The following is a 475-nucleotide window of genomic DNA, read 5'->3' as shown; positions in this document are numbered from 1 at the left end:
CCGACCGGCCGGCCCTCCCGGCGGCGTCGCCCGACCGGCGGGACCGGGCGGCGGGGTGACCGGGCCCGCCGGACCGGGCGGGGGCACGGCCCGGCCGGCCGGCCCCCCCGGCGGCGTCGCCCGACCGGCGGGACCGGGCGGAGGAGCGGCCCGGCCGGCGGGACCGCCCGGCGGGGCGGCTCGACCGGGCGCGGCGGGTGCCGCCGAGGCCCGCGCGGTCGGAGTCCCGGGCTCGGATCCGGCGGCGAGCCGGTGGCCGGCCGCCGCGGACCGGGGATCCGGGGCGGGGGATCCGGGGGCGGAACCGGCCGGCGGAACGGGCGGACGGCGTTCCCCGGGCAGCGACGGACGGAACTCCCCCGTACGCGGGCCCGCCGGCGGGCGCATCTCGCCGGTACGCGGGTCCACCGCCGGCGGACGCATCTCGCCGGTACGCGGGTCCACCGCCGGACGTGGACCACCGGCACGCGGATCG

This window comes from Micromonospora sp. ATCC 39149, assembly GCF_000158815.1.
GTDB lineage: Bacteria > Actinomycetota > Actinomycetes > Mycobacteriales > Micromonosporaceae > Micromonospora.
The sequence above is the reverse complement of the archived record's forward strand: the minus strand, read 5'-3'. Positions refer to the sequence as shown.